This is a genomic window from Pseudomonas sp. AN3A02, from assembly GCF_011765255.1.
Taxonomy (GTDB): domain Bacteria; phylum Pseudomonadota; class Gammaproteobacteria; order Pseudomonadales; family Pseudomonadaceae; genus Aquipseudomonas.
In genome coordinates this window covers 1,653,746-1,675,756 of record NZ_JAARNI010000001.1, presented here as the reverse complement: position 1 = coordinate 1,675,756, position 22,011 = coordinate 1,653,746, and the positions used below count along the sequence as shown (strand labels likewise).

The window sequence follows — 22,011 nt, the reverse complement described above, 5'->3', positions numbered from 1 at the left end:
GTCGTGCCTCCTTGGGTTACTCGGGGATGACTGCAATCACGTCGATTTCCATCAACCACTGTGGCTGGCCCAGGGCGGACACCACCAGCCCGGTGGAGATCGGGAACACGCCCTTGAGCCACTTGCCGACTTCCTGGTACACCGGTTCGCGGTAGCGCGGGTCGATCAGGTAGGTGGTGGTCTTGACGATGTGGCTCAGGTCGCTGCCGGCTTCTTCCAGCAGTTGCTTGACGTTCTTCATCGCCTGTTCGGCCTGGGCGCGCGGGTCGCCGAGGCCCACCAGCTTGCCGTCGAAATCGGTGCCCACCTGGCCACGTACATACACCGTGTTGCCGGCGCGTACGGCCTGGCACAGGTCATTGTCCAGGCTCTGGTTCGGGTAGGTTTCCTTGGTGTTGAACATGCGGATGCGAGTGTGAGTAGGCATCAAAAAAACTCCAGAAAAAAGTGATCAGGCGCTGACAGGTGAGGTGTGAGAAACCGGTGCGGGTTCGCGGTACTCAAGGTATTGGCGCTGGATGGCGATATGGTCGGCCACGTACTTGGCGTCATGCCACACGCCCCAGATAAACGACGAGCCCCGGCGCGACTGCCATGGCAAACCAAGGAAGTAGATGCCCGACTCGCTGGCCACGCCGCGCTGGTGCTGCGGCTTGCCGGCGGCGTCAAATGCGTCGACCTTCAGCCAGCTGTAATCCACGGCAAAGCCGGTGGCCCAGATAATTGAAGTGATACCGGCCTTGGCCAGGTCCAGTTCCAGAATCGGCCGTTTGATGCACTCGGCATCGGGAAACACGCGACGTGCTTCGGGCTCTGGCGGCAGGTCGAGGCCGTTGCGTTCGATGTAGGCATCCGCTGCATCCAGCAGGGCCAGGTAGTTCTCATCACCGCGGGCGAGGTTTTCCACCAGGTTGGGCTGGAAGCGGGCGACGCTGCCGTCGAAGGACTGGGTCAGGCCGACCAGGGTCATGCCTTGCTGGGCCAGCTCGCGGAAGTCGATGGTCTTGCCGCCGTGGGCGCCGCTCACCGCGATGGTCACGTGTTCGCGGCCGGGTTTCATCGCGGCCTGGTCCCACTCGCCCAGCACCCCGAGCCACCAGCAGAAATCGCGGTTGCGATAGGCGCGTGGTGGTCGGTCGTGAGCGCCGACCGACAGGTACACCTGGCGCCCGGAGCGTTGCAGTTCATCGGCGATCTGCACCCCGGAGGAGCCGGCGCCCACCACCAGCACAGCGCCGGCCGGCAGTTGCGCGGGGTTGCGGTAGTCGGCGGAGTGGATCTGGTGCAGCGCAGTGTCTTTAGGCGCAATCGCCGGAATCACCGGCTTCTGGAACGGCCCGGTTGCCGCCACCACACGGTTGGCTTCGATCACGCCTTCGCTGGTGTGGATGGTAAAGCCTGGACGACCGACATTGCGCACCACGCAGGTCACGTCCACGCCGGTGCGAATCGGTGCGTTGAACTTGCGTGCATAGGCTTCGAAGTAGTCCGCCACGCGCTCTTTTGGCGCAAAGCCATCGGGGGCGACGTTATCGAAGGCCAGGCCCGGAAAACGGTCATGCCAGGCCGGGCCGTTGGCGACCAGCGAATCCCAGCGGCCGGTGCGCCAGCGCTCGGCGATACGGCTGCGCTCCAGCACCAGGTGCGGCACGCCTTGTTTGCTCAGGTGCTCGCTCATGGCGACGCCAGCCTGACCGGCTCCCACTACCAGCGTGTCTATTTTTGTTATTGCTTGAGTCATGTGTCTGTCCTTGCGTAATGCAGTTGGATTCAGCTTGGGCATGGGTTCAAGGCTAGGGGGAGGGCGGTTTTTAATAAAATATTATTAAGCTGGGAAGTGAGCATAAATATCGGATGCAGGCTCACCCTATCGGGTGATTTCGAGGATGGGGCGGGTGTGTAACCATCCTGGCAGTTCTTTCAGCGAGTGTTTGAAGTGGAAAACGACCGGCTTTCTTCTGCGCAATGGTTCGAACAGATGGCCCGGGTGACCGACAGCATCGGGCAATCGGGGTTCGCCGCGACCTTGTTCGAGGCCCTCGGTTATCTCCAGCCGATTCAGGCCACGACGCTGTATTTCTACCCGCGAGGCGGCATGCCCAGTGCGTTGTTTGAGCTGGAAGGGCCATGGTTGCCACAAGGCAATGTGCGCCAGTACCTGTCGGGGTTCTATTTGCTCGACCCGTTTTACGGGGCCTGCGTGGAAGGCGTCAGCTCCGGGTGCTACGACCTGGCCGACGTCGCTCCCGATCACTTCGAACTCAGCGAGTACTTCCAGTCGTTTTACCGGCACTCCCATCTGGAAGATGAGCTGAACTACATCCTGCAGTCGAGCAACGGCTCGAGCCTGGCGGTGTCACTGGCCTTTACGCAAAAGCTCGACGCCGCCACCACCCAGCAGTTCAAGCGCATCGCCCCGTGGGTGCTGGCCGTGCTGGGCAAGCATTTCGTAGGCCTGGATGCCCACGGTGCGCGTTTCGAGAACCTGTTGGAGCAGCGCATTCACTCGGCGCTGAACAACTTCGGGTCGTCGATATTGACCGAGCGTGAATGCCGGATCGCCCAACTGATCCTGCGTGGGCATTCCACCCGCTCGTTGGCCGAGCGCCTCGACGTCTCGGAAGACACCATCAAGTCCCACCGCAAACACATCTACACCAAGCTCGATATCGGCGCGCAATCAGAACTGTTTGCCTTGTTTATCGACTCGTTGGCCGAAGCCCAGGGCGTCCTGAGCAAAGACCCCCTCGAAAGCTACATGAGCAAGCACCGCTGAGCGGCGTTGCTCGCCCTTGCGTCACTACTAATAAGAGAGAAATACCATGAACGTACCCGCCCAACTGAACCGCCTGACCGAGGACTACCAGAAGTCGGATGCGGCCCACCACATCCATGCCTTTGTCGATCAAAAAGCGCTGAATGCCGAAGGCCCGCGGGTGATGGTGCGCGGTGAGGGCCTTTACCTGTGGGACAGCGAAGGCAAGCGTTACCTGGACGGTATGTCGGGCCTGTGGTGCACACAGCTGGGCTATGGCCGCAGGGATTTGACTGCGGCCGCTGCCACGCAGATGGACCAGTTGGCGTACTACAACATGTTCTTCCACACCACCCACCCGGCGGTGATCGAGCTGTCGGAGTTGCTCTTCAGCCTGTTGCCTGGCCACTACAGCCACGTGATCTACACCAACTCCGGCTCCGAGGCCAACGAAGTACTGATCCGAACCGTGCGCCGCTACTGGCAGGTGGTCGGCCAGCCTCAGAAAAAAATCATGATCGGCCGCTGGAACGGCTATCACGGCTCCACCCTGGCCGCGTCTGCCCTGGGCGGCATGAAGTTCATGCACGAGATGGGCGGCCTGATTCCCGACGTTGCACACATCGACGAACCTTATTGGTACGCCCATGGCGGCGAGCTGACGCCCGCCGAGTTCGGCCGCCGCTGCGCGTTGCAGCTGGAAGAAAAAATCCTCGAACTGGGGGCTGAAAACGTCGCCGGGTTTATCGCCGAACCGTTCCAGGGCGCGGGCGGCATGATCTTCCCGCCGGAAAGCTACTGGCCCGAGATCCAGCGCATTTGCCGTCAATACGATGTGCTGCTGTGCGCCGATGAGGTGATTGGTGGCTTTGGCCGTACCGGCGAATGGTTCGCCCATCAACACTTCGGTTTTGAGCCGGACACCCTGTCCATCGCCAAGGGCCTGACCTCCGGTTACCTGCCGATGGGCGGCCTGGTGCTGAGCAAGCGCATGGCCGATGCACTGGTGGAACACGGCGGCGTGTTCGCCCACGGGCTGACCTATTCCGGGCACCCGGTGGCGGCGGCAGTGGCGCTGGCCAACCTCAAGGCGCTGCGGGATGAAGGCATCGTGCGCCAGGTGAAGGACGACACCGGGCCGTACCTGCAAAAAATCCTGCAGGAAGTGTTCGGCGGTCACCCGATGATCGGCGAAATCCAGGGCACGGGCCTGCTTGCGGCCTTGCAGTTCGCCGAAGACAAGACCACGCGCAAACGCTTCGACAATGAAAACGACCTGGCCTGGCAATGTCGCACCTTTGGTTTCGAAGAGGGCGTGATCATCCGCTCCACGCTCGGCCGCATGATCATGGCGCCGGCACTGGTGGCCACGCGCGCGGAGCTGGACGAGCTGGTTGAAAAGACCCGCATCGCCGTAGATCGCACCGCACGGATCGCGGGAAAACTCTGAAGTGACCAGCGCACCACCCCAGGCGAGGGGTGGTGCGCAACCTCCATCAGGCAACGCTTGAACGGCATCGATGTGATCGCATGCCGCGACGGCCCGTATCCCAAATCCAGGAGTCACCCATGAATACAATAACAAACGTGACCGCGACGCCCGCTCATCAACCCTCACCCAAAACCGCTTCGTCCCGCCGGTTCCGTCAGCCGCTCGGCCTGGTCGGGTTGGTGCTATTCGGCTTGGCGTACATGGTGCCGCTGGCGGTGTTTACCACCTATGGCCTGGTGACCCAAATGACCAAGGGCCACTTGCCGACCGCCTACATGCTGACCCTCGCCGCGATGCTGCTGACGGCCTACAGCTATGGACGCATGGTCCAGGCGCACCCGTTTTCAGGCTCGGTCTACTCCTATACCCGCAAAGCGTTTGGCGCTTACTTCGGCTTCATCGCCGGGTGGACGTTGTTGCTGGACTACATCTTCTTGCCACTGCTCAGCTATTTGCTGATCGGCATCTACATGTCCGAATACTTCCCCGCAGTGCCCACCGCTGTGTGGGTGCTCGGCTCGATTGCCCTGGTGACGGTACTTAACCTGGTGGGCATCGAGTCCATCACCCGGGTCAACTGGATACTCATCGTTGCCCAGTTGGTGTTCATCGTGGTGTTCGTGGCGTTATCGGTGAACACCCTCAGCGAACAGTCCACACCCGTGTCGCTGCTTGCGCCGTTCCACCACGAAGGCTTCAGCGCGCCGCTGATCATGGCGGGTGCCGCGGTGTTGTGCCTGTCCTTTCTCGGCTTTGATGCGGTGTCGACCATGGCCGAGGAAACCCCCGACCCGCGACGCACCATCCCGCTGGCGATCATGGTGGTGTCGCTGTTCGGCGGCCTGCTGTTTCTGCTGGTTTCGTATTTCGCGCAAATGGTGTTCCCGGAATGGAACAGCTTCGTCGACCCGGATTCCGCGTCGGTGGATGTGATGCGCCGGGTAGGCGGCGAACTGCTGGTGACCGCCTTTACCGCGACCTATGTCGCCGGTTGCTTCGCCTCGGCGATGGTCTCCCAGGCCAGCGTGTCGCGGGTGTTGTTCGCCATGGGACGTGACGGCGCGTTGCCCCGCGTACTCGGCAAGCTGGTGACGAAAAAACGCGTGCCCGCCACGGCGATCGTGCTGGTCAGCCTGTTCTCGCTGATTGCCTTGTTCATCACGCTGGATACCGTCGCCAACATGATCAGCTTCGGTGCGCTGTTTGCGTTCTCGGCGGTGAACCTGGCGGTGATCAAGCATTACGTGGTCGACCAGAAGTTACGCGGCACGAAGAACTACCTGCTGTACGCCGTTGTGCCGGCGCTGGGGTTCCTCAGCACGATCTGGCTGTGGACCAGCCTGTCCAGCCTGTCATTCACCATCGGCCTGTGCTGGATGGGGCTTGGCCTCATCTGTTTGCTGGGTATCACGCGGGGGTTGAGCGTGAAGATGCCTGAGCTACAGATCGCCGAGTGAATCCTCCGTTTCTCTATCGCCATTCATTGGGAGTACAACGTGTTTGACCTTAATTACTGGCAACAGCGTGTTGCCCGCCAGACGTTCATCAACACCGCCCTGATCGGTGGCCGCTCAGTGAGTGCGGAGTCCGGGGCCACCTTTGATGCGATCAACCCGGCCACCCAGCAACTGCTAACACGGGTTGCAGCCTGCGGTGACGCAGAGGTTGACCTGGCTGTGCGCAGCGCTCGTCAGGCCTTCGATACGGGCCCTTGGCGACGGATGCCGCCGGTGGAGCGCAAGAAAATCCTGATCAGGCTTTCCGAGTTACTGATGACCCACCGCGAAGAGCTGGCGCTGCTCGATTCGCTGAACATGGGCAAGCCGGTGATGGACGCTTACAACGTTGACGTGCCCGGCGCTGCCAATGTGTTTGCCTGGTACGGTGAAGCCCTCGACAAGCTATACGATCAAGTCGCGCCCACCGCGCACAATGCGCTGGCAACCATTACGCGCGAGGCACTGGGGGTGATTGCGGCAGTGGTGCCGTGGAACTTCCCGCTTGATATGGCTGCCTGGAAACTCGCACCGGCATTGGCGGCCGGTAACAGCGTGGTGTTGAAGCCTGCCGAGCAGTCGCCATTTTCTGCCCTGCGCCTGGCCCAGCTTGCCCTGGAAGCGGGTATCCCGGAAGGCGTGTTGAATGTGGTGCCCGGCCTCGGCGAAAGTGCCGGCAAGGCCCTGGGGCTGCACAACGACGTGGATTGCCTGGTGTTCACCGGCTCCACTCAGGTGGGCAAGTACTTTATGCAGTACTCCGCCCAGTCCAACCTGAAGCAGGTGTGGCTGGAGTGCGGTGGCAAAAGCCCGAACCTGGTGTTTGACGACTGCCAGGACCTGGACCTCGCTGCGGAGAAGGCGGCCTTCGGCATCTTTTTCAACCAGGGCGAGGTGTGCTCGGCCAACTCCCGCCTCTACGTGCAACGCTCCATCCATGACGAATTCGTTGAGCGCCTGATCGCCAAGTCGCGCGCCTGGATGCCGGGTGACCCGCTGGACCCTGGCAGTGCCGCCGGTGCAATCGTCGACAGTGAGCAAACCGCGCGCATCATGAACGCCATCAGTCGGGCCAACGGGGAGGGCGCCAGGCTGTTGTGCGGTGGCGAACAGCTGATCATCAATGGCTCCTCCAACTTCATCCAGCCAACCATTTTTGCCGGCGTGACACACGACATGGCCCTGTCCCGTGATGAAGTGTTCGGCCCGGTGCTCGCGGTGAGCGCCTTCGACACGGAAGAGCAGGCGATCCAGCAAGCCAATGACAGCCTCTACGGCCTGGCGGCCTCGGTATGGAGTGATGACCTCAACCGCGCGCACCGTGTGGCCCGTGCCCTGAATGCCGGAACGGTCTCGGTCAACACCATCGACGCCCTGGATGTGGCGGTGCCTTTTGGTGGCGGCAAGCAATCCGGGTTCGGGCGTGATCTTTCTCTGCATGCTTTTGACAAGTACACACAACTGAAAACCACCTGGTTTCAGCTGCGTTAACTCAAGGCTGTCACCCGGTCGTGTATTTATGCGTGCGCGACCGGCACAAGTGCAGGCAAACTCAACGCGAACTCAGAGGGCTTTGAACACCATGGTCACTATTCGCGTAATGAGCGCTGCCGACTACGACGCGGTGCTTGAACTGATGCAGAACACGCCTGGCATCTCCCTGCGCGACGCCGACTCCCGCGAGGCCACCGCGCGTTACCTGGAGCGCAATCCGGGCATGAGTTTCGTGGCCGAGATCGACGGGGTACTGGGTGGGTGCGTGATGTGTGGGCACGATGGCCGGCGCGGTTATTTGCAGCATCTGCTGGTGCTGCCTGAGTATCGGCGCCAGGGCATTGCGAACGCGTTGGTGGAGCGCTGCCTCACCAGCCTTGCGCAGTTGGGCATCCGCAAATGCCACCTGGATGTGTTCAAGACCAATGACAGCGCCGCCCGTTATTGGCAGGGTCAGGGCTGGCAACTGAGGACCGATATTGACCGCTATTCGTTTACCCGACCGGGTGACGAGAACGCCTGACGTCCATGGAGGGACAAATGCTCGAGATACGACGCGCCACGCTGGAAGATGCACAGACAGCCTTCGACATTCGCCTGTTGGCCATACGCAGCCAATGCATCGGCGCCTATACGTCCGAGCAGATGATGTTGTGGACCCGGGGCGCCGCCGAGGACGGTTACGACACGCTGATGGACAAGCATTTTTACCTGGGCTGCGTGAACGGTGAACCTGTGGCCACGGGGATGCTGGATTTGGCGAACAACGAAATCGGTGCGCTGTTTGTGTTGCCAGGGTTTACCGGACGCGGGATTGGCAAGCAGGTGCTGGTGTATCTGGAGGCGTTGGCGCGGGAGTTGGGGATTGAGGAAGTGATTCTGGACGCGACGTTGAACGCGGCGGATTTTTATCGGAGGTGTGGGTATGTGGGCGATGAGCAGGCGATCTATCATTCGCCGTCGGGGTTGCAGTTGGCCTGTATTCCTATGCGTAAACACCTGCACAGTGTCCGCTGACACGACAAAAAGACTGTGGCAGGGAGGCTTGCTGTGGCGAGGGGGCTTGTCCCCCGTTGGGCTGCGAAGCGGCCCCAATCAGGCTGCCGCTGTCTTGCAGGCAGAACTCAGTGACTGTTTTGGGGCTGCTGCGCAGCCCAACGGGGGACAAGCCCCCTCACCACAGGTTATGTGCCGCCTTCGGTATTGAATGCGGTACGTAAACCTTGGATCACCTCGCTCACCGAAGCTCCTTGAACCACCGGCGGCGTAGGACTCTCACCAAACTCCCGCCAGATAAAAAGCGTCAGCTCCGCACCGTCGGTTGCCTTCTGCTGCGTCCCGAAATTCTGCAACACCCGATAGCGCTCATCCTGCCAGAACAGCGCTTCAACCCACCCATACACTGGTATGAAATGAAAGTGCAGCGGGAAGCCCGGCATATGCCCGAACCGGCTGATGTAAAGCCACTTGGGTTTCAGTTGCGCTTCCATCACTCGCTGGATTTTGGCCAGCAACCCGCCCAGCTCCGCGAGCGCCGCATCGGGCATGTCAGCCAATGAGTGTATAGGCGCCTTGGCACCCAGCATCAGATAGCCCGGCAGCGAGGATGACAGGTGATGATTGAGCAGCCAATGCTCGGTCTCATGCACAACAAAGGATGGATCGATCTTCATCGACGGGCTTCCATGCGAAGAGGGTTGGCAGGATACCAAGAGTTGTTGCCCTGTATCCCGCAAATGCAGCGGATCTGTCTCTATCGCGGCATTCACCTTATCGGTACGGTTCATCCACACGTATTCAATGCCGAGAAAACCATGGACCTGACCGCAATTCCTTTTGGCACTACCGACTGGTCGACCCTCGAACCGGTGCTGCACCCCGGCGAAACCGGCAGCGCGTATTGGCGCACCTGTCAGTTCGGCTCGACCCGCGTGCGCATGGTCGAATACAGCGCCGGTTACCTGGCCGATCACTGGTGTTGGCGCGGGCATATCCTGCTGTGCCTGGAAGGTGAGTTGCACACCGAGCTGGAGGATGGCCGGCAGTTCACGCTGACTGCCGGGATGAGTTATCAGGTGGGCAATGACATGGAAGGGCATCGGTCATCGACTACCGTCGGGGCGAAGTTGTTCGTGGTGGATTGAAGCGTCAAGCCAGTCGCACAATCAACTTGCCGAAGTTGCGCCCCTCCAGCAGCCCGATAAACGCCTCAGGCGCTTGCTCCAGGCCCTCGACAATGTCTTCGCGCCACTTCAGCTTGCCCTGATCAATCCACTGCGCGGCTTCCTGCAGGAAGTTGTCCTGCTGCTCATCAACAAACTCGGTCTGGATAAAGCCGCGCACGGTGAGGCTCTTGGCGAGGATGTCGTGCATAGTCGCCGGCAGTCGGTCGACCTGTTGCCCAGGCACCGAGCGGTCGTTGTAATGCGCGATCAGCCCACATACGGGTATCCGCGCAAAGTCATTGAGCAGCGGCCTCACGGCATCCCAAACCGCCCCCGAGACATTTTCGAAGTAAACGTCAATTCCATTGGGGCAGGCTTCGGCCAACTGCAGGGCAAAATCCGGTGCGCGATGGTCGATGACGGCATCAAACCCGAGTTCATTTTTCACGAATGCGCATTTCTCCGGCCCACCCGCGATACCCACGGCGCGTGCGCCTTTGATGCGGGCGATCTGGCCGACCACCGAGCCCACTGCGCCACTCGCCGCCGCCACTACAACGGTGTCACCGGGCTTGGGTTGGCCGATAGTGAGCAACCCCGAGTAAGCGGTGAACCCCGGCATTCCAAGAACTCCCAGCGCTGTGCTGGGTTGGGCGATGCCCGGATCCAGAAGCCGCAGCTCAAGGCCGTCCGAGAGCGCAAAACGCTGCCAGCCGGCATAGGCAAGCACGATGTCGCCCTCTTGCCACAACGGGTTTCGTGAGTGTTTGATCCGCGCGACCGTGCCGCCCACCATCACCTCGCCGATGCCCACTGGCTCGGCATAGGATTTGGCCGCACTCATGCGCCAGCGCATGTAGGGGTCGAGGGAAAGGTAAAGATTTTCGAGCAACACTTCGCCTTCGGCAGGCTCGGGAATCGCGCTGTACTCCAGGCGAAAATCGCTGAGTTGCGGGCGCCCGTCGGGGCGGGCGGCCAGTACGATGCGTTGGTTCTGGAGCTGGGTCATGAGGCTCTTCCTGGTTGATAAGGTTCCAGCAGAGTAGTCATGCTCAAGCTATCGAGGTAGGGTGATAGCTGTTGATTCAGAGTTAACCCAAACATGATATCTGACGCGTTTGAACCCTATCTGCTACGAACCTTTATCTCGGTATGCCAGCACGGCAGCCTGAGTGGTGCAGCCCAGCAGGCGGGCAGGGCGCAATCGGCCCTCAGCGCACAAATCCGCCGGCTTGAGGAATTGCTGGGCCAGCGGCTGTTGCGCAGAACAGGTCGGGGCGTGGTGCCCACTACCGAAGGCGAACTGCTGCTCACCTACGCGACGCGCATTCTGGCCTTGGGCGAGACGGTAGCAGCGCGTCTGAAAGAGCGCACGGTGATGGGCAATGTGCGCGTGGGGCTCTCGGAAGACGTGGCGGTATCGGCGTTGCCGGCAGCGCTCGGCCGGCTGCGGCGCGCCTGCCCGCATGTGCACCTGGAGGTTGTTGTTGATCACGGCGACGCGCTCGCTGATCGTTGGAATGACGGCGAGCTGGACGTTGCCATTGGCGTCAGCTCGTCGTTCAACGCCGACCCTGTGCACGCCTGGAACGTCGAGCTGTACTGGGTGTGCGCGATTGATGAAGAAATCGATGCGGCGCTGCCGCTGGATGTCATCGTGTATGCCGAACCCTGTGCCTGGCGGCGCTTGATGTTTGATGCCTTGCTGAACGCCGGGCGGGATTTTCGGGTCACGGTGACCAGCCCGAACATTGGCGTGATCACCGCAGCGGTGGAGGGTGGATTGGGTGTGGCCTTGCTGCCGGCGGAGAATATTCGGCCGGAGACCATGCGCATCATTTCCTTGGCTGAAAGCGATGGGCCTATCTTGAGTGTCAACTACGGCCTGTACGCCGTTCCACGGCAAAGCGACAGCATCCGCGCGGCGGTGGAACTGCTCACCGAGAGTTTTCACGCGATGACTCAACCCTTGCGATAAACCCCCGCCAACTCCCGCGCCAACCCAATGAAATTCTGCAACGGCGCCGACGGATTGAACGTGCGCCGCACCAGGGTAATCGGCGCCAATAATCGTGGCCGTGCATCGCTGATCCGGCAATACACCACGCTTTCGCGGTGCACATCGCGCATCGACGCCGGTACCACGGAGATGCCTTCACCGGCGGCCACCAGGCTGACGTTGGTCAGCATGCGCTCCACTTCAAAGGCAATCTTCGGTTCAAAACCGGCGTTCTGGCAGGCCTTGATCAGGTTGGCGTACATCCCCGGCGCGCCGGGGCGGCGGACCAGGATGAAGCGTTCGTCCTTGAGGTCGGCCATGGTGATTTTTGGCTCGGCGCCCTTGAGCAGCGGATGCCCGACGGGCAAGGTCAGCAGCATTTCTTCGTTGAGCAGGCGGTGGAAGGTCAGGCTCTGGTGGTCGCCGACCGGGGCGCGGACGATGCCGATATCGATGCGTTTTTCGATGGTGTCTTCGGTGACTTCCCGGGCGCTGCCTTCGTTGATCGAGAGTTCCACGCCCGGGTATTGCTCGCGGTAGGCGCGGATGATGCGCGGGATCAGCGGGTGGGCAGCCGCAGAGCTGGTGAAGGCGATGACCAGTGTGCCCTCAATGCCCTGGGCGGCGCGGGCGGCCTTGAGAGAGCCTTGTTCGACGCGGGCGAGGATGGCCCGCGCTTCATCGAGAAACACCAGGCCGCCGGCCGTCAGGTCAACGCCCTTGGGGTGGCGCTTGAACAGGTCGAACCCCAGCTCTTGTTCCAGAGCGCGAATCTGTTGGCTTAGTGGCGGTTGCTGCATGTTCAGGCGAGCGGCGGCACGGGTGAAATGTCGCTCTTCGGCCACCATGATGAAATAACGTAAATGGCGAAGTTCCATGGTGGTATATCCCGTGACAAGACTTTATTATTTGTGGCCTGAATGCGCCTTGGCGACCAATATGCCGAAAGTGGCCTGATCCGACAATAACAATAAATAAAAAGACCATGGAGCATTGATGCCAGCCCGATTTTCCACTAACGCCACTTTGCCTATTTTGATTGCCATTGCACTTGGCATGGTGTTGGGGCTGTTTTATCCGGGCGTGGCGGTCGAGATGAAATTGCTCAGTGACGCTTTTATAAAAGTGGTCGGATTACTGATGCCGTTTCTGTTGTTTGTGCTGGTGTCGACGGGTGTCGCAGGTATCAAGCGCGAGCCGTCCCATCGGCATGTAGTGGGGCGGATCGTGGTGTATTTCCAGCTGATGTCCCTTGCCGCATTGGTGTTGGGAATGTCGACGGGGTGGCTGTTCAGCCTGGATCACACGGCAGTGGCTAACCTGGATTTTGACCACCTGACGCCGCCTGTTGCGCCGGAAGCGCTCCTGCATGAGCTGTCCATGACCTCGATTTCATCCAGTCTTTACAGGGTTTTTACCCAGAGTCTGGTGCTTCAGGTGATGCTGGTGGCGGTGCTGTGCGGGCTGCTGCTGGGGCGTGGCGGTAAGGTTGGCAACCGCTGTCTCGGCTGGTTGGAAGCAGCAGTCGCCGGGCTGTTCTTGCTGTTGCGCTTTATCTTGAAATTTGCACCGCTCGCGGCTTTTGGGGCGATGGCGTTTGTGGTGGGGAAGTACGGTTTAAGTTCTGTTTTACCGCTGTTGAAGTTTATTGTGGTTATTTACCTGGCGTGCGCGGTTTTCGTGATTTTAGTGTTTGCGACGATTGCGCGCCTGGTCGGCGTTAAATTGACTCGGTTAATTATTTATTTAAAAGAAGAGTTGTTGTTGGTGACGTTTACCGGCTCATCAGTGGCAGCACTTCCCGGTTGTGTCAGCAAACTTGAGGCGCTGGGCTGTGATCGCCAATTAGTGCGCCTGGTGCTGACCACCGGCTATACGTTCAACTTGGCCGGCACCAATATTTACCTGACCACCGCCATCATGTTTCTGGCGCATCTGGCCGGGGTGGAAATTGCCGTTCCCGAATTGCTGGCGGTGCTGGTGATCTGCCTGTTTACCTCGCTGGGGTCTACCAGCGTGGCGGGCTCGGCGCTGTTTACCCTGATTGCCACCTTGAACATCCTGCAACTGGTGCCACTGGAAGGGGTGGGGTTGCTGTTGGGGGTGGAGCGGCTGATGAAGTGCCGGTCGTTGACCAATGTGCTGGGCAATTGTGTGGCCTGCCTGGCGATATGCGGGTGGCAGAAGTCGATTGATCGCGAGGTATTGAAGCGGGAATTGAGTCGCTGAACCGAACACCATTTCCAGACCCAAACTCGGTCAAATGTGGGAGCGGGCTTGCTCGCGAATGCGGTGGGTCAGCCAATAAATCTGCTAACTGATCCACCGCCTTCGCGAGCAAGCCCGCTCCCACATTCAGATCGCATTTCAGCCCTTGGCGTTGAGTAACTTGTCGAACGCCTTGTCCAGGTTGCCTTCAGCACCTTTCAGCTTCTCACGACGTTCCTTCAACCAGCTCTGGTCCGTGTCTAGGTTCTTGCGCGCCTCCACCAACATCCGCTTGACCTCTTCCGGCTGCGGCCCACCCGTGCCTTTACGGGTCTTGACCATCGCCGTCGGCGACAGCGCAGCACGGAAGCCGGCCTCATCCAGCGGCAAGGTATTCGGTGTCCATTTGTATTTGTCCGCCGCCTGGGTGTACAGCTTCTGCGCGTCCGCGTACGGGAAGGTCTTCGGCGTGGTGCCGTTGCTGCGCGCCTCGGTGACGATCAGCGACGCGAAGCTGTGCCCAATGCGGAACGGCACCTTGAACTGGCGCTCCAGGGTGTCGGCCAACTCCATCGAAGTCGTCCACTCGGACTCCAACTCATCCAGCGCCCGCTGCGGATTGATTTGCAGCGCATCCAGCACCGCGTCCATGCTTTTGAACATTTCGTCGGTGGACTGGAACAGCCCCAGGGAATCAAACGCAAACTTGTAGTCGGTCATCCCGGTAGTGACGTTGTGCGCGCGCAAGGTCACGGTCTGCGCCAGGCCGACCACGTCCGAGGCTGATTCCCGGGTGCGCATCAACAGCCCCGGGTTGCGTTTTTGCGGCATCGCGCTGCTGGTGTAGGTGGACTCTTCGTCCAGCAGCAGCCAAGGGCGGATCTGATGGTATTGGGTGTGGATATCGCCAATCATCGCGCCGATGCGAATCGCCGAAGACGCCGCCAGGTTCGCCGCTTCGATAGGAATGTCATAGGTCGACACCTGGCTCGAATCCAGGGAGTTTTCCCGCACGCCATCAAAGCCCAGCAGTTCGGCCAAACGCTCGCGGTTCAGCGGGTAGGCGGAATTCGCCAGCACCGCGGTGCCCATCGGGCTCAGGTTGAGGCGGGTGTAGAGTTCGCGAATACGCTGGCCATCGCGATCAAACGCCGCTTCGAACGCCAGCAGGTAGTGCGCATAGCTGATAGGCATGGCCTGCACGCCGTTGGTGTAGGCCGGTATGAGGGTGTCGACGTTCTTCTCGGCGATGTTAAGGATGCGTTGGCGGGTGGCGTTCAGCGCGTCGCTGTAGGCCAGCACCTGTGCGCGCAACTTGGCCAGGCGGTAGGTGGCGAGCATGTCCTGGCGGCTGCGGCCGGAGTGGATCAGGGACGCTTCAGGACCGATCTTGTCGGTCATGATTTTTTCCAGCTGCAGCACATCTTCCGGGCGCTTGCCGTCGGGCTGATCGGCCTGGTCGATGGCAAAGCGCACGCCGCCGGCGATCTTGTGGCCCATGTCCGGCTTAACGATGCCTTCTTCGGTGAGCATCACGATCGAGGCTTTGTTGATGCGGTTCAACCAGGCGAACTGGGTTTGGGTCGGGTCGCCCTTGGCCTTGTGGGCCGTTTGCGAGGAGCCCGGTGTGGCGCCGACTTTGGCCGCCTGGGCCGCGCATTCTTCGGTGGTTTTGCAGGGCAGCGCACCGGTATCGGCGGCATAGGCGCCGTAACTGCTGAACAGGGCAAAGGCGATGGCCAGGTGGATCAGGCTTTTATGGGTATTCATGTGCAACGCTCCGGGAAAAATCACAGCAAGGGCAGGGTGTAGCTGACGATAAAGCGGTTCTGGTCGATATCGCTGCCGCTGCCATTGCTGCGATACGTGCCATTGCGCCATTTCACTTCAAGGTTCTTCAGGGCGCCGCTCTGGAATACGTAGCCGATATCGGTATTGCGCTCCCACTCGGTGCCTTCCAGGGTGCGCGTACGTACGAAGTTGTCGCCTTTGAGGTAGCGGGTCATGAAGGTCAGGCCGGGGATGCCGAGGGCGGCGAAGTCATAGTCGTAGCGCGCCTGCCAGGATTTTTCCTCGGGGTTGGCAAAGTCCGGCGAGATCATCACGTAGTTGACGAGGTAGGAGTCGGTGCCGTCCAGGTGGGGGAAGCCGGTGGTGCCTTTCATGCGCTGGTAGGCGGCACCGAACGAGTGGCCGTGGAGGCTGTAGGTGAACTTGGCACCGAAGGCCTGGTTGTCGATGTTGCTGTTGCCTTCCTTGCTGGAGTCGGCGTAACGCAGGTCGGTCTTGAACGACTGCGCGTCGCCCAATGGCAGGGTGTGGACCAGGTTGAAGATGTGTTGCTTGTAGTTGTTCTCGAGGTTGGCGTAGTGGTAGCCCGTGACGAAGGTTTTGGTCCAGGCGTAGCTGGCACTTGCGAAGTCGAATTTATCGCTGGGCACGGCGCCCTTTATGCCTTTGCCGTCGACTTCAATGTCTGCATGGCCGCTGTCGTTACGCAGGGTGTTGCTGGTCAGGCGCCCGGCGTCGAAGGTCAGGCCGGCGATATCCTGACTGGTCAGTTGCGTGCCGCGAAAAGTCTGGGGCAGCAGCCGGCCGTCGTTGGGCAGCACGGTCGGCAGCTTGGGGATCAGCGTGCCGAATTTAAGTACGCTTTTGGAGATGCGCGCTTTGCCGGTGACACCCATTCGGCTGTAGCTGTCCGGTGCGCCATTCTCGCCGACGGGGAGCAGGCCGCTGTTTTGGCGGTCTGGGCTTGAGTCGAGTTTCAGGCCTTGCAGGCCGATGGCATCGATACCAAATCCCACCAGGCCTTCGGTGTAACCCGACTGGTAGTTGAGAATCAGGCCTTGAGCCCACTCGTCACGTTTGGACTGGCTGGCGTTGTCCTGGCGGTAATCGCTGTTGAAGTAGAAGTTGCGAAATTCGAGGTCGGCCTTGCTGTCTTTGAAAAAGTCAGCTTCGGCAAAGGTTGGGAAGGCGAGGGTCAAACCGAGGGTGGCCGAAGTCAGGCCCAGGGTAATGGGGGATTTGTTCATTGTTATTCCCGTTGTCTGCTGCTTATTTTTAGAATTATCTGGCCGGACGGCGACAGGGAGACGCGTCCGGCTTGCGCAGGCTAACGAGTTGTTTTGCAGATTGAAAATATATAGAAAGTGTTGAAGCGAGACGAAAAAAATATGAAGTGGACGCCCGATTTTTCAGACACTGAAGGGCCAATGTGGGAGCGGGCTTGCTCGCGAAAGCGGTGGATCAGTCAATACATCCGGTGACTGTCACACCGCATTCGCGAGCAAGCCCGCTCCCACATTTTGATCTGCGCCTTAGTGCATCTTGCTGTGATCCATCGTCTCCATTGCATTTAATGCACGGGCCTCAGCCTTCACTTCAATCGACTGCTTTTCACCCTTGGCATTTTCCACGGTGACGGTCAGCGGCACCTGGTCGCCTTCCTTGATTTGGGCGGTGAGGTCGATCAGCATCACGTGATAGCCGTCCGGGTCGAGCTTGACGGCCTTGCCGGCAGGCAACGCAACCGAGTCCACCGGGCCCATGCGCATCACGTCGTCCTTCATGGTCATCTCATGGATCTGCACGGTCTTGGCGATCGGCGAAGCCACGCTGAGCAGTTTGCTGTCGGTGTCGGCCGTAACGGTCATGAACGCGCCGCTGGACGGCTGGCCCGGTACCGAGGCGCGTACCCAGGCGTCGGTGACCACTGCCTGTGCGCTGGCGTGTGCGGCGAGGCCCAGCAGGGAAAGACCGAGGGCGAAGCGTTTGAGGTGTTGAACGGCAGTCATTAGCAGACCTCCATGACGGTGAGCAGGTCTTCTGCGCACTCTTTGGCGTTAAGCGAGGCAGACAGGCCCAGGCGCAGGGTGCCCCGGGTGTCGAACACAAAGCTGGTGGCGGTGTGGGAGAGGGTGTAGCTGTCGCCGGCGGGGATCTTTTCATAAAAGATCCCGAATTCCTTGGCAGCCACAGCGATTTCTTCCGGGGTGCCGTACAGCGCTTCGAAACTCGGGTCGAAGGCCTTGACGTAGGCGTCGAGAATCTCGGGTGTGTCGCGTTCCGGATCGAGGGTGATAAACACCACCTGCATGATCTTGCCGTCGCGGCCCATCAGTTTTTTCGCCTGGGCCATGCGCGCCAGTGTAGTCGGGCACACGGCCGGGCATTGGGTGAAGCCGAAGAACACCACTGGCATCAAGCCGCGGAAGGAACTCAAGGTGACGGTTTCGCCGTCAGTGTTCTTGAGCTTGAAGGTACGGCCCATGATCTTGTCGCTCAGATCCTTGCCGTACTTGAAGTTCAGTTTCGGGCTGTTGTCACAGCCGGCCAGCAGGCCCAGTCCCAGCAATCCCATGCCGGAGAGGACTTTGCGGCGGGTGAATAACGTACTCATCAACTGTGCATCCTGTGAAGCGCCTGGGTACCACGAAGCGTTAAATCAGGCGAGGAGAGCGTGGCATTCTAACAACCTGGGGCTGCGGGCGTAATCTGCGACGTTCTGTCACAGGCATGGCAGGGCAAGGCCAAATGTCGGAGCTGTGATAAAGTCGCCGCCATGAAACTGACCCGCCCGGACCGTTCGCTCATTGCCTGGACTCTGTATTTTTGCGTCCTGTTCAATGTGTTCGTCTGCGGTTTGGGCCATGGGCAGATGATGGGCCTGGAGCTCAATGGCCTGGGCGGGCAGTTCTGTTCAAGCCTGGGCACCAAGGCGCCGGCCTCGGATGCCGGCCTGGGTAATCCGACGGCCAGCAGTTGGTCGAACTTCTTCGCCTGCCCGGTGTGCTCCGCCGTGACCCTGGGCATCGTCTTCCTGTTTTGCCTGGCCTGGTTGTTGGGCCTGGGGCAAAAGCCGCGCCCGGCCCATGAGCAGCGTAACAAGGCGCCTCCGCGGTATTCCTGGCCCTCGGCCAACCCTCGCGCTTCCCCTGCATTCTGACGTGTGCCTTGGGCTTCCTGTTACCAGGAGGCGTTCTATCGTCACGAGTGTGAGTGCGTTCCATGAGCTCTATCCTGCCTTCCGGCGCTGCCCGCCTGGTCAGCAAGGCGTCGCGCCGTCCGTCGCGCGGCAACGTGTTGTTGCCGTCTGTCGAATACCCGAGTAACGCCCGTTGTTTCGTCCACCTGGACGCACGGTTGCTGCCGTACTGGCACACCTTGTTCGACATCTGTCCCGGTTTGCTCAAGCTCGACCCACCGGAGGGCTTGAACCTGTTTCGCAGTTTCATGACCTGGGCTTACCGCAACCGTCCCTCCCTGAACTGGGCCTACCACGTGAGTGTGTGCCGTTGGTTGCTCGGTTCGGTGTATCGCACGCAGATCGATGAAGAACCCATCGAAGCGTTCATGACGGCGGCGGCAGCCCGTTGGGTCAGCGATGACACCAGCCAAGCGCGGGGGGTGGTCCTGGCGTGGCAAGGTTCACCCCTGCAGGTGGTGGACTGGAAGCCGGGCAGTGGCGGGCCGCTGCAAACGCTGCCACCGTTGCCCTGGGATTTCGCCTGGTGCGCGCTGGATAGCCAGGGACGGTTCAGCGAGTGGTTGCCGGTGCCTTGAGGTTTTGCTCGATCCACTGGGCAACGCTGGTTACGGCAATCTGCTGTTGGGCATTGAAGGTGACGGCGGGGTCCCAGGCCACGCCGTTACCTTGGGCGAAGGCCACCCGGTATTTCATCAGATTGTCCTCGGGTGCAGCGGCCAGTTCCGCTTCCAGGTACGGCACCGACCAGCGTTCGCGTTTGAGCGTGAGCCCCAGTTGCGCATCCACGGTATCTGCCAGCTCGCCGTAGGTCAGGGTGTCGCCGGCGGTGTACACCACCTGATTGGTGATCGGCGGCTCGCTGAACAGGATGCGCGCCGTCAGCAGGCCGATGTCCTCAGGGGTGGTGACGGTGACAGCGGTTTCCCAGTCTCCCAGTGCATGCACGGTATTCTGCGCCAGGTCGACGACGCCGAAGGACGGCTCAAACAGGAAGCTGGTGAACATCCCGGTGGAGACAATCACCCATTGCGTGCCCTGTTGGTCACGCAGCAAGTCGCGCACATCAAGCTGTTCGTCCCACAGGTCCTGGGCCGAACCGCGGCCGATCACGTCGTAGTCCACGCCGAACTGCCACGGTACATAACGCTTCACGCCGCCTGCGATGACCGCGCGGGTCAGCTTGCGCTGGGTGCCGGGGCCTGCGGCAAAGCCGATGCAACTGATCACGGTTTGATAGTCGGCGAACACCGTTGCCAGTTCGGCCTCGGAGCCGTTTGCCAGGTCACCGGCCAGCAGCTCAATGCCCAGGGCGCGCAGCTCGGTGATTTCCTGCTGTTTGGCGGGGTCGGGGGAGTTCAGTGTGGCGGGGCGCAGCAACACCGTCACAGGCAAATTTTGCGGTGCAGCCAGGCGTGACAGTTGGCGCAGTACCGCCAGGCCCAGTTCGCCGGCGCCCAGTACAAGGATCGAAGCAGTCATAGGGTTCTCGATTCGGTTGAAAGTCATGCCATGCTTGCAGAATTGCCGACGGGGCATAAGAAGGCACACCAGTGATACCGGGAGTAGAAGGTGGACAACGACGAGATCATCAGGCGCTCACAAGCCGCCTGCGAAGCCCTTAGCGCCGATGAAGACGGGCTCAAGCGCCAGGTGCTGACCCATGCGGGAAACCGCTGGTCGTTGGGCATCGTGCATCTGCTAGGGGTCAACGGGCGCCTGCGTCACGCCGAGATTGGCCGCCGCATGGAGGGCGTTACCCAGCGCATGCTCACGCGCACGTTGCGCCAGCTGGAGCGCGATGGCCTGGTGTTGCGCCACGACTTTCAGGAGATGCCGCCCAAGGTTGAATACCAGCTGTCGGAGCTGGGCAAACAGCTGCTGGTGCACATGATTCCGTTGTGGACGTGGGTGGTGGAAAACGCCAACGGATTCAGGCGTGCCCGGGAGCAGTTCGATGCTGAGCAGGCGCCGTGATCAGGGTGTGGACTGATCAATTAAGAAAGTATTAGCTTGTTTAATTAAGGCGGCGTTACGTATTATCCAAATATGTTCTTGGATATAGGCCCAAGACCTGATTTTCGCTGTCGGCGAACAAGGAGTTTTGGATGAGCGAAGAGGCATGGCTGCCGGGTGGTTCTGCCGGGTTGTTCCTAGGTACGCAGGCTTTAGGCTTGAGTGTCTGGCTGACCCTCGCCGTGGTCAACAACGGGCAGGCTTTTCGCAGCTCGGTCGGTGCGGTGGGCGCGACCATGGCCATGGCGCCACTGCACCAGGCTCCGGCCATCGACATCCCTCTGTTGAGGCGCGCTGTGCGTTCCCCGCGCCTGCATCAATTGGCCCTGCTGATTGTGTTGGCGCTGCAAGTTATCGCGGCAGTGGCGGCATGGACCGGCAGCTACCAGTTGATCCTCGGTGATGGCCTCTCGGCCGCCCGGCCATGGCTCAATCTCGCCCTCAGCGGCTTCTCGGCTTTCGTGTTTGCGATGCTGCTGGGTGGCTTGTGGTTTGGCTACTGGATTCGCCAGGAGGGCTTGCAGCTGACGCACTTGGTGCTGGCGATCTGGGCGCTACTGGCGTTCGCACTGTTCAACCTGCAATGGGCCTGACTTCGGCCTGAGGCTTAGGCTGCGATGGACTGCGCAGCAATTGTGAGTCCTGAACCGTTGGTGTATCCGGGACACTGCGGCGCTGGAATTGCGGTTGCTGCGCAGCCCATCGCAGCCTCTTTCTTACGGGCGGCGAGGCTGGATGCTGTAGGCGCAGCGTCGATCCCCGGAGATCAAATGCTCGCAGCGTTCCACCACATTCTCATCGCCCAGCGCTGCCTGGAAAATCTGCAACTCCGAGCGGCAAAACCCCTGGCATTTACGGGCGGCCACGCAGATAGGGCAGTGGTTTTCCACCAATAGCCAGCCATTGTCCAGCGGCTCCATCTGCGCCATATACCCGGCGCGCTCGCGAATCTGCACCAGGATCTCGACTTTCTCCTGCAAGCTGGATGCGACGGAGCAAGCCTGGATGTATTCATGCTTGGCGGTCGCCTCCATGCTGGCGATGACTTTCTCCACGCCTTCGCTGCCAAAAATCCCTTCGATGGACTCGATCAGGTGCAAGGTCAGAACACTATGGGAATCCGGGAATTTGCCCTGGGCGGTTTCGGTCAGCGTCCATTTCAGGGATGGCCGACCGGCACCCGAGATCGGGGCCGACACACCGACAATCAACTCCGCGACCTGCAGCTTCTGGATCTGCTGGCGAGCGGCTTCGGAGGTGATGTCCAGCAGCGCAGCCAGGTCCGTGGTTTTCAAGGGGCCACGGGTCTTGAGCAGGAACAGGATGCGGTCCCCGGTGGATGCCTGGCTGTCGTCGGTGGGTGTGGCGTTCATAGATCAGGAATAACCATGGAAGT

At 60.5% G+C, this 22,011-nt stretch carries 24 protein-coding genes; 13 read left to right on the top strand and 11 right to left on the bottom strand.

What is annotated here, in order from left to right; all coding sequences use genetic code 11:
* Positions 1–16: 16 nt before the first annotated feature.
* Both HBJ59_RS07660 and HBJ59_RS07655 read right to left on the bottom strand, forming a co-directional pair.
* Positions 17–427: a RidA family protein gene (locus tag HBJ59_RS07660; RefSeq protein WP_076017087.1), complete on the bottom strand. Its 411-nt coding sequence runs from the start codon at positions 425–427 to the stop codon at positions 17–19.
* 24 nt (positions 428–451) lie between these two features.
* Positions 452–1,783 (bottom strand): flavin-containing monooxygenase, encoded by a 1,332-nt coding sequence (locus HBJ59_RS07655; RefSeq protein ID WP_372241449.1) that lies wholly within the window; start codon positions 1,781–1,783, stop codon positions 452–454.
* Positions 1,784–1,978: 195 nt separating this feature from the next.
* Between HBJ59_RS07655 and HBJ59_RS07650 the strand changes: the two genes are divergently transcribed.
* The 6 genes from HBJ59_RS07650 (at position 1,979) to HBJ59_RS07625 (ending at position 8,254) form a co-directional block, all read left to right on the top strand.
* Positions 1,979–2,776, top strand: a complete 798-nt coding sequence (locus HBJ59_RS07650; protein ID WP_167663442.1) for a helix-turn-helix transcriptional regulator — start codon at positions 1,979–1,981, stop codon at positions 2,774–2,776.
* 46 nt (positions 2,777–2,822) lie between these two features.
* On the top strand, positions 2,823–4,205 hold the full coding sequence (locus tag HBJ59_RS07645) for an aspartate aminotransferase family protein (RefSeq protein ID WP_167663151.1): 1,383 nt from the start codon (positions 2,823–2,825) through the stop codon (positions 4,203–4,205).
* 119 nt (positions 4,206–4,324) lie between these two features.
* Positions 4,325–5,704, top strand: a complete 1,380-nt coding sequence (locus HBJ59_RS07640) for an APC family permease (RefSeq protein ID WP_076017091.1) — start codon at positions 4,325–4,327, stop codon at positions 5,702–5,704.
* A gap of 39 nt (positions 5,705–5,743) precedes the next feature.
* Positions 5,744–7,234, top strand: a complete 1,491-nt coding sequence (locus HBJ59_RS07635) for an aldehyde dehydrogenase (protein WP_167663150.1) — start codon at positions 5,744–5,746, stop codon at positions 7,232–7,234.
* Positions 7,235–7,262: 28 nt separating this feature from the next.
* Positions 7,263–7,760 carry a GNAT family N-acetyltransferase gene (locus HBJ59_RS07630; protein ID WP_143503683.1) on the top strand — a complete coding sequence of 166 codons (498 nt, stop codon included), beginning with the start codon at positions 7,263–7,265 and terminating at the stop codon, positions 7,758–7,760.
* A gap of 17 nt (positions 7,761–7,777) precedes the next feature.
* Positions 7,778–8,254, top strand: a complete 477-nt coding sequence (locus HBJ59_RS07625) for a GNAT family N-acetyltransferase (RefSeq protein ID WP_167663149.1) — start codon at positions 7,778–7,780, stop codon at positions 8,252–8,254.
* Between the two features lie 167 nt (positions 8,255–8,421).
* On the opposite strand, the gene HBJ59_RS07620 is transcribed toward HBJ59_RS07625, so the two are convergent.
* Entirely contained in the window at positions 8,422–8,910 is a 489-nt protein-coding gene (locus HBJ59_RS07620) for an HIT family protein (RefSeq protein WP_167663148.1), read from the bottom strand.
* 141 nt (positions 8,911–9,051) lie between these two features.
* Between HBJ59_RS07620 and HBJ59_RS07615 the strand changes: the two genes are divergently transcribed.
* Positions 9,052–9,381, top strand: coding sequence for a DHCW motif cupin fold protein (locus HBJ59_RS07615; RefSeq protein ID WP_076017154.1), 330 nt, complete (start codon positions 9,052–9,054; stop codon positions 9,379–9,381).
* A 4-nt stretch (positions 9,382–9,385) separates the two neighbouring features.
* Here HBJ59_RS07615 and HBJ59_RS07610 read toward each other — a convergent pair whose 3' ends face one another.
* Positions 9,386–10,411, bottom strand: a complete 1,026-nt coding sequence (locus HBJ59_RS07610; protein WP_167663147.1) for an NADP-dependent oxidoreductase — start codon at positions 10,409–10,411, stop codon at positions 9,386–9,388.
* Positions 10,412–10,504: 93 nt separating this feature from the next.
* On the opposite strand from HBJ59_RS07610, the gene HBJ59_RS07605 reads away from it, so the two are divergent.
* Positions 10,505–11,380 (top strand): LysR family transcriptional regulator, encoded by an 876-nt coding sequence (locus HBJ59_RS07605; RefSeq protein WP_076017097.1) that lies wholly within the window; start codon positions 10,505–10,507, stop codon positions 11,378–11,380.
* Here the strand turns inward: HBJ59_RS07605 and HBJ59_RS07600 are convergent.
* Positions 11,365–12,279, bottom strand: coding sequence for a LysR family transcriptional regulator (locus HBJ59_RS07600; protein ID WP_167663146.1), 915 nt, complete (start codon positions 12,277–12,279; stop codon positions 11,365–11,367). The two genes, HBJ59_RS07605 and HBJ59_RS07600, sit on opposite strands and share 16 nt — an antisense overlap.
* A gap of 118 nt (positions 12,280–12,397) precedes the next feature.
* On the opposite strand from HBJ59_RS07600, the gene HBJ59_RS07595 reads away from it, so the two are divergent.
* Complete coding sequence (locus HBJ59_RS07595; protein WP_167663145.1) at positions 12,398–13,630, top strand: cation:dicarboxylate symporter family transporter; 1,233 nt, start codon at positions 12,398–12,400, stop codon at positions 13,628–13,630.
* A 138-nt stretch (positions 13,631–13,768) separates the two neighbouring features.
* On the opposite strand, the gene HBJ59_RS07590 is transcribed toward HBJ59_RS07595, so the two are convergent.
* From HBJ59_RS07590 to HBJ59_RS07575, 4 genes are all read right to left on the bottom strand, one after another.
* Positions 13,769–15,379 (bottom strand): argininosuccinate lyase, encoded by a 1,611-nt coding sequence (locus HBJ59_RS07590; RefSeq protein ID WP_167663144.1) that lies wholly within the window; start codon positions 15,377–15,379, stop codon positions 13,769–13,771.
* A 20-nt stretch (positions 15,380–15,399) separates the two neighbouring features.
* A complete protein-coding gene (locus HBJ59_RS07585; protein WP_167663143.1) occupies positions 15,400–16,647 on the bottom strand; it encodes an OprD family porin in 1,248 nt (415 codons plus the stop codon).
* Between the two features lie 285 nt (positions 16,648–16,932).
* On the bottom strand, positions 16,933–17,409 hold the full coding sequence (locus HBJ59_RS07580; protein ID WP_167663142.1) for a copper chaperone PCu(A)C: 477 nt from the start codon (positions 17,407–17,409) through the stop codon (positions 16,933–16,935).
* Positions 17,409–18,014 carry an SCO family protein gene (locus HBJ59_RS07575; RefSeq protein WP_076017103.1) on the bottom strand — a complete coding sequence of 202 codons (606 nt, stop codon included), beginning with the start codon at positions 18,012–18,014 and terminating at the stop codon, positions 17,409–17,411. The genes HBJ59_RS07580 and HBJ59_RS07575 overlap by 1 nt, the downstream gene beginning before the upstream one ends.
* Positions 18,015–18,176: 162 nt before the next feature.
* Between HBJ59_RS07575 and HBJ59_RS07570 the strand changes: the two genes are divergently transcribed.
* Positions 18,177–18,560 carry a DUF2946 domain-containing protein gene (locus HBJ59_RS07570; RefSeq protein ID WP_076017104.1) on the top strand — a complete coding sequence of 128 codons (384 nt, stop codon included), beginning with the start codon at positions 18,177–18,179 and terminating at the stop codon, positions 18,558–18,560.
* A gap of 62 nt (positions 18,561–18,622) precedes the next feature.
* A complete protein-coding gene (locus tag HBJ59_RS07565; protein ID WP_167663141.1) occupies positions 18,623–19,177 on the top strand; it encodes a putative natural product biosynthesis protein in 555 nt (184 codons plus the stop codon).
* Here HBJ59_RS07565 and HBJ59_RS07560 read toward each other — a convergent pair.
* Positions 19,152–20,081 (bottom strand): aromatic alcohol reductase, encoded by a 930-nt coding sequence (locus HBJ59_RS07560; protein ID WP_167663140.1) that lies wholly within the window; start codon positions 20,079–20,081, stop codon positions 19,152–19,154. The genes HBJ59_RS07565 and HBJ59_RS07560 overlap by 26 nt on opposite strands.
* 90 nt (positions 20,082–20,171) lie before the next feature.
* Here HBJ59_RS07560 and HBJ59_RS07555 point away from each other — a divergent pair, with 90 nt between their 5' ends.
* Together HBJ59_RS07555 and HBJ59_RS07550 are read left to right on the top strand one after the other, a co-directional pair.
* Positions 20,172–20,576, top strand: coding sequence for a helix-turn-helix domain-containing protein (locus HBJ59_RS07555; protein WP_167663139.1), 405 nt, complete (start codon positions 20,172–20,174; stop codon positions 20,574–20,576).
* Between the two features lie 131 nt (positions 20,577–20,707).
* Positions 20,708–21,208 (top strand): DUF2165 family protein, encoded by a 501-nt coding sequence (locus HBJ59_RS07550; protein ID WP_076017108.1) that lies wholly within the window; start codon positions 20,708–20,710, stop codon positions 21,206–21,208.
* A gap of 123 nt (positions 21,209–21,331) precedes the next feature.
* Here the strand turns inward: HBJ59_RS07550 and HBJ59_RS07545 are convergent, their stop codons facing one another.
* Positions 21,332–21,988, bottom strand: a complete 657-nt coding sequence (locus tag HBJ59_RS07545) for a metalloregulator ArsR/SmtB family transcription factor (RefSeq protein ID WP_167663138.1) — start codon at positions 21,986–21,988, stop codon at positions 21,332–21,334.
* Positions 21,989–22,011 lie beyond the last annotated feature (23 nt).

Bases quoted from the DNA above. Each gene is read 5' to 3' on its own strand.
- HBJ59_RS07640 (WP_076017091.1), top strand. From the start codon at position 4,325: ATGAATACAATAACAAACGTGACCGCGACGCCCGCTCATCAACCCTCA.
- HBJ59_RS07605 (WP_076017097.1), top strand. From the start codon at position 10,505: ATGATATCTGACGCGTTTGAACCCTATCTGCTACGAACCTTTATCTCG.
- HBJ59_RS07580 (WP_167663142.1), bottom strand. From the start codon at position 17,409: ATGACTGCCGTTCAACACCTCAAACGCTTCGCCCTCGGTCTTTCCCTG.
- HBJ59_RS07595 (WP_167663145.1), top strand. From the start codon at position 12,398: ATGCCAGCCCGATTTTCCACTAACGCCACTTTGCCTATTTTGATTGCC.
- HBJ59_RS07650 (WP_167663442.1), top strand. From the start codon at position 1,979: ATGGCCCGGGTGACCGACAGCATCGGGCAATCGGGGTTCGCCGCGACC.
- HBJ59_RS07560 (WP_167663140.1), bottom strand. From the start codon at position 20,081: ATGACTGCTTCGATCCTTGTACTGGGCGCCGGCGAACTGGGCCTGGCG.
- HBJ59_RS07565 (WP_167663141.1), top strand. From the start codon at position 18,623: ATGAGCTCTATCCTGCCTTCCGGCGCTGCCCGCCTGGTCAGCAAGGCG.
- HBJ59_RS07630 (WP_143503683.1), top strand. From the start codon at position 7,263: ATGCGTGCGCGACCGGCACAAGTGCAGGCAAACTCAACGCGAACTCAG.
- HBJ59_RS07625 (WP_167663149.1), top strand. From the start codon at position 7,778: ATGCTCGAGATACGACGCGCCACGCTGGAAGATGCACAGACAGCCTTC.
- HBJ59_RS07545 (WP_167663138.1), bottom strand. From the start codon at position 21,988: ATGAACGCCACACCCACCGACGACAGCCAGGCATCCACCGGGGACCGC.
- HBJ59_RS07585 (WP_167663143.1), bottom strand. From the start codon at position 16,647: ATGAACAAATCCCCCATTACCCTGGGCCTGACTTCGGCCACCCTCGGT.
- HBJ59_RS07660 (WP_076017087.1), bottom strand. From the start codon at position 427: ATGCCTACTCACACTCGCATCCGCATGTTCAACACCAAGGAAACCTAC.
- HBJ59_RS07570 (WP_076017104.1), top strand. From the start codon at position 18,177: ATGAAACTGACCCGCCCGGACCGTTCGCTCATTGCCTGGACTCTGTAT.
- HBJ59_RS07620 (WP_167663148.1), bottom strand. From the start codon at position 8,910: ATGAAGATCGATCCATCCTTTGTTGTGCATGAGACCGAGCATTGGCTG.
- HBJ59_RS07610 (WP_167663147.1), bottom strand. From the start codon at position 10,411: ATGACCCAGCTCCAGAACCAACGCATCGTACTGGCCGCCCGCCCCGAC.
- HBJ59_RS07550 (WP_076017108.1), top strand. From the start codon at position 20,708: ATGAGCGAAGAGGCATGGCTGCCGGGTGGTTCTGCCGGGTTGTTCCTA.
- HBJ59_RS07600 (WP_167663146.1), bottom strand. From the start codon at position 12,279: ATGGAACTTCGCCATTTACGTTATTTCATCATGGTGGCCGAAGAGCGA.
- HBJ59_RS07575 (WP_076017103.1), bottom strand. From the start codon at position 18,014: ATGAGTACGTTATTCACCCGCCGCAAAGTCCTCTCCGGCATGGGATTG.
- HBJ59_RS07590 (WP_167663144.1), bottom strand. From the start codon at position 15,379: ATGAATACCCATAAAAGCCTGATCCACCTGGCCATCGCCTTTGCCCTG.
- HBJ59_RS07645 (WP_167663151.1), top strand. From the start codon at position 2,823: ATGAACGTACCCGCCCAACTGAACCGCCTGACCGAGGACTACCAGAAG.
- HBJ59_RS07655 (WP_372241449.1), bottom strand. From the start codon at position 1,783: ATGCCCAAGCTGAATCCAACTGCATTACGCAAGGACAGACACATGACT.
- HBJ59_RS07615 (WP_076017154.1), top strand. From the start codon at position 9,052: ATGGACCTGACCGCAATTCCTTTTGGCACTACCGACTGGTCGACCCTC.